This window comes from Lentzea sp. NPDC060358, from assembly GCF_042725365.1.
Lineage (GTDB): Bacteria > Actinomycetota > Actinomycetes > Mycobacteriales > Pseudonocardiaceae > Lentzea.
This window is the reverse complement of record NZ_JBHXCW010000386.1, coordinates 1-4,574: the sequence shown is the minus strand read 5'-3', so window position 1 is coordinate 4,574 and position 4,574 is coordinate 1. Positions and strand designations below refer to the sequence as shown.

Here is a 4,574-nt window from a genome sequence, read left to right as displayed (position 1 = left end):
CGAGGACGACGCCGCCCGGACGGGCTGCTCCAGCAGTCCGAGCGCCCGCTCGAGCACCGGCGAGTCGTCGTCGGCCCGCACGGCCGCCACGAGGTCGATGCCGTGCCCGCCGGTAAGCGGGCGGTAGGTGGTGCCGGGCACCCCGAGCTCCGCGACGGGTTCCGGCACCACCGCCACCCCGAGCCCGGCCGCCACGAACGTGACCAGGGTGGAGGTCTCCGCGACCTCGTCGCGGAACCGCGGCTCGAACCCCGCCGCCCGGCACAGCCGCGCCACGACCCCGTGCATGACCGAACGGCCGCGGGACGCGTGCACGACCAGGTCCTCGTCGCGCAGGTCCTCGATCCGCAACCGCCGCCGGCGGGCGAGCCGGTGGTCCTCGGGCAGCGCGACGATGAACCGGTCGCGGCGCAGGGTCCGCACCCGCACCACCGGGTGCTCGACCGGCGGGCGCAGCAGCGCGAGGTCGATGCGGCGGGCGAGCAGCGACTCGAGCTGGTCCGGTGCCAGCATCTCGCCGCGGAAGACCAGGTCGACGGCGGGCAGCTGCTCCCGCAGGGCGCGGGCGAACGCGGGCAGCAGGCTGTAGGTGGCGGACCCGACGCAGCCCACGACCAGGCGGCCCTGCAGCCCTTCCGCCACGCGCAACGCCTCGGCCCCCGCGTCGTCGAGGGCGGCGAGCACGGCCCTGGCGCGGTCCAGGTAGACCGCTCCCGCGCCGGTGAGCTCGACCTTGCGGGTCGTGCGGTGCAGCAGCGTCACCCCGAGTTCGGCCTCCAGCTGCTGGATCTGCTGCGACAGCGGGGGTTGCGCCATGTGCAGGCGCTCGGCGGCCCGGCCGAAGTGCCGTTCCTCGGCGACCGCGACGAAGTAGCGCAGGTGACGGAGTTCCACCGCATTGATACTGGCAGAGTCTCAGTGACCGGGAAATGAGTATTTCAGGATATGGCCGCGGGCGCCTAGCGTCGGGGGCATGACCGACGTCGTGATCTGCGAACCGCTCAGGACCCCGGTCGGCAGGTTCGGCGGGGCGCTGTCCTCGCTGACCGCCACCGACCTCGCCACCGCCGCGCTCCGGGAGCTGGTGCACCGCACGGGTCTGCGGGAGGGCGACGTCGACGACGTCGTGCTCGGCCAGGGCTACGCCAACGGCGAGTCGCCCGCGATCGGCCGGGTCGCGGCCCTCGACGCGGGCCTCGGCACCGGGGTGCCGGGCCTGCAGGTCGACCGGCGCTGCGGGTCCGGGCTGCAGGCGGTGCTCTACGCGGCGGGTCAGGTCGCGACGGGTGCGGCGAGCGTCGTCGTGGCCGGCGGCGTCGAGTCGATGTCGCAGGTCGAGCACTACGCGCTCGGACTGCGCACCGGCGTCCGCGGCGGGGGCGTCCAGCTGGCCGACCGGCTCGACCGGGCGCGCGAGACGGCCGGCGGCCGGTTCCACCCGGTGCCCGGCGGCATGATCGAGACGGCCGAGAACCTCCGCCGCGAGTACGGCCTCTCCCGCGCCGAGCAGGACGAGCTCGCGGTGCGGTCGCAGCAGCGCTGGGGCGCCGCGCAGGACGCGGGCCGGTTCGCCGACGAGCTGGTGCCGGTGACCGTGCCCGGCCGGCGCGGCAAGCCGGACGTCGTCGTCGACCGCGACGAGCACCCGCGCCCGGACACCACGCTCGACGACCTCGCCGCGCTCCGGCCGGTCCGGCTGAAGCTCGACCCGGACGCCACGGTCACCGCCGGCAACGCCAGCGGGCAGAACGACGGCGCCGCGCTGTGCGTGGTCACCACCCGCGCCGAGGCGGACCGGCGCGGCCTGCGGCCGTTCCTCGCTCTGCGGTCCTGGGCGGTGGCCGGTGTCGGGCCCGAGGTGATGGGCATCGGGCCCGTCCCCGCGACCGCCGCCGCGCTCGGCCGGGCCGGGCTCACCCTCGGCGACGTCGACGTGATCGAGCTCAACGAGGCGTTCGCCGCCCAGGTGCTCGCGGTGCTGCACGAGTGGAAGGTCGACCCGGCCGACGACCGGCTCAACCCCAACGGGTCCGGCATCTCGCTCGGCCACCCGGTCGGCGCGACCGGGGCGCGGATCCTCGCCACCCTCGCGCACGAGATGCGCCGCCGCGGCAGCCGCTACGGGCTGGAGACGATGTGCATCGGCGGCGGCCAGGGCCTCGCCGCCGTCTTCGAGGCGGTGCGCTGATGGGCCCCGGCAAGGTGGTCGGCGGCGCGGCCGAGGCGGTGGCGGGCGTCCGGTCCGGTGCGAGCGTCGCCGTCGGTGGGTTCGGCCTCGCGGGCATCCCGTGGTTCCTGATCGAGGCGCTGCTGGAGCAGGGCGCCGACGACCTCACGATCGTGTCGAACAACTGCGGCGTCGACGGCGCCGGTCTCGGCCTGCTGCTCGAGCACCGCCGGATCAGCCGCGTGATCGCGTCCTACGTCGGCGAGAACAAGGAGTTCGCCCGGCAGTACCTCGCGGGCGAGCTGACCGTCGAGCTCACTCCCCAGGGGACGCTCGCGGAACGGCTGCGGGCGGGCGGTTCCGGTGTCGGCGCGTTCTTCACGCCCACCGGGGTCGGCACGATGGTCGCCGAGGGCGGCCTGCCGTGGCGCTACCACTCGGACGGCACCGTCGCGCTCGTGTCGCCGCCCAAGGAGGTCCGCACCTTCCACGGCAGGGAGATGGTGCTGGAGGAGTCGATCGTCACCGACGTGGCCCTCGTGCGCGCCGCGGTCGCCGACCGCGCGGGCAACTGCGTCTTCCACGCCGCCGCCCGCAACTTCAACCCGGCGGCGGCGATGGCCGGCCGCTTCACCGTCGTCGAGGCCGAACGGGTCGTGGAGGTGGGCGGGATCGACCCCGACCACGTGCACCTGCCCGGTGTGTTCGTGCAGGCCGTCGTCGCGCTCACCCCGGAGCAGGCCGCCCGCAAGGACATCGAGAAGCGCACGACCCGCACCCGCCGGGAGGCGACCTGACATGGCCTGGACCCGCGACGAGATGGCCGCCCGAGCCGCGCGCGAGCTGCGCGACGGCGAGTACGTCAACCTCGGCATCGGCCTGCCCACGCTGATCCCGGACCACCTGCCGGCCGGCTCTGCCGTCACGCTGCACGCCGAGAACGGCATCCTCGGCGTCGGCCCGTTCCCCTACGACGACGAGGTCGACCCCGACCTGATCAACGCGGGCAAGCAGACCGTGAGCGTGCTGCCCGGCGCGTCGTTCTTCGACTCGCCCACGAGCTTCGCGATGATCCGCGGCGGCCACATCGACACCGCGGTCCTCGGCGGCATGCAGGTCTCCGCCCGCGGCGACCTCGCGAACTGGATGGTGCCCGGCGCGATGGTCAAGGGCATGGGCGGCGCGATGGACCTGGTCAGCGGTGCCGGGCGGGTGATCGTGCTGATGGAGCACACCGCCCGCACCGGCGACGCGAAGCTCGTCGAGGCGTGCACCCTGCCGCTCACCGGCCGCGGGGTCGTCTCCCGCGTGATCACCGACCTGGCGGTGCTCGACGTGGCGGACGGGGTGTTCGAGCTGGTCGAACTGGCGCCGGGGGTGTCGTTCGAGGAGGTCGGGGGGAAGACCGCGGCGCGGCTCGTGCGGGCCGAGACCGTCCTTCGTGGACAGTCCTGAGTGGTCGGCAACGGCCACTGAGGCCGCGAGATCGTCACGGACAGTGTTCATCGAGCCTTCGACTGCACCGGACGACTTCACTTCGCTCCGCAACCGCCTCACTCCGCCTTGTTTGAGGCAGAACGACAATACGACCATCGAGACGATCGACGAGCCCGCATTTCCGCGTTGCACACACCCGTTCAGAGCAGGAATTCGACGAATTATCACCCTGCGCCATGTTCATTCGCCAAAAATCCATGCGCGAGACCGGGCGCGCCCTCGATGTGACCGAGGGCACATGTTCGACGCCGCAGCGTAACCACTGCCCTAACTTCCTAGGAGTCCTAATAAGTTCGCTCCAGCTCCAGGGAGAAAAAATGGGAACCAGGTTCTTCAAGACGACTGCGGTCATCGCCGCTGTGCTCGGCGGAGTTCTGATCGGCGCCGCAGGACCGGCCGCGGCCTTCCCGGTGGAAGCGTCGGCGACGACTCTCGCGGGCAACCCCGGCGGGCCGATGTCGGCGTTGGGCACCCACTACACGCAGTTCGACGACAGGGGTCGCCCGGTGGCGGGGTACACGGACGACGGCGTCACCTTCACCATCGAGTGGTTCGGCGAGAACAGCAGCATCTGGCGTTACAGCAACGGCTGCACGGTCTGGCTCGACGACAACGGGAACGTGACCCGCATCGATTGCTGACGTGCACCAGGGCGATGGCTTCGTGACGCGCGCACAAGGCCATCGCGACCCCACCCGGCGCGGGTGATCCGGCACTCCCACCAGCCGGCGCGTCCGGCCGACCACCTCGATGCCCCAAGGCATCGGTCCGCGCAAAGCACGGAAGGCGGGTGTGCGGGCCGGACACCCCCCGCCCGGGCAGCCAAAAAAAAGTGACGGGCCCCCTTTGGGACGGCGTAGCCGGTGAAAGTGAACACGAACTGGGGGTAATTGTCCAGCAGCGGAAGCCG

Annotated in this window: 5 protein-coding genes; 4 read left to right on the top strand and 1 reads right to left on the bottom strand. The window is 72.6% G+C overall.

Translation table 11 applies throughout. The features are described from left to right. Window positions 1-894, bottom strand: an 894-nt coding sequence (locus ACFWGZ_RS39640; RefSeq protein ID WP_382456739.1) for a LysR substrate-binding domain-containing protein, incomplete at its 3' end; no start/stop codon positions are given. A 79-nt stretch (window positions 895-973) separates the two neighbouring features. On the opposite strand from ACFWGZ_RS39640, the gene ACFWGZ_RS39635 reads away from it, so the two are divergent. The 4 genes from ACFWGZ_RS39635 (at window position 974) to ACFWGZ_RS39620 (ending at window position 4,305) form a co-directional block, all read left to right on the top strand. Further along, entirely contained in the window at window positions 974-2,188 is a 1,215-nt protein-coding gene (locus ACFWGZ_RS39635; RefSeq protein ID WP_382456738.1) for an acetyl-CoA C-acetyltransferase, read from the top strand. Then, entirely contained in the window at window positions 2,188-2,964 is a 777-nt protein-coding gene (locus tag ACFWGZ_RS39630) for a CoA transferase subunit A (protein WP_382456737.1), read from the top strand. Before ACFWGZ_RS39635 ends, ACFWGZ_RS39630 begins: the two co-directional genes overlap by 1 nt. 1 nt (window position 2,965) lies before the next feature. Further along, complete coding sequence (locus tag ACFWGZ_RS39625) at window positions 2,966-3,622, top strand: CoA transferase subunit B (RefSeq protein ID WP_382456736.1); 657 nt, start codon at window positions 2,966-2,968, stop codon at window positions 3,620-3,622. Between the two features lie 359 nt (window positions 3,623-3,981). Further along, a complete protein-coding gene (locus tag ACFWGZ_RS39620) occupies window positions 3,982-4,305 on the top strand; it encodes a hypothetical protein (protein ID WP_382456735.1) in 324 nt (107 codons plus the stop codon). Window positions 4,306-4,574: the final 269 nt, after the last annotated feature.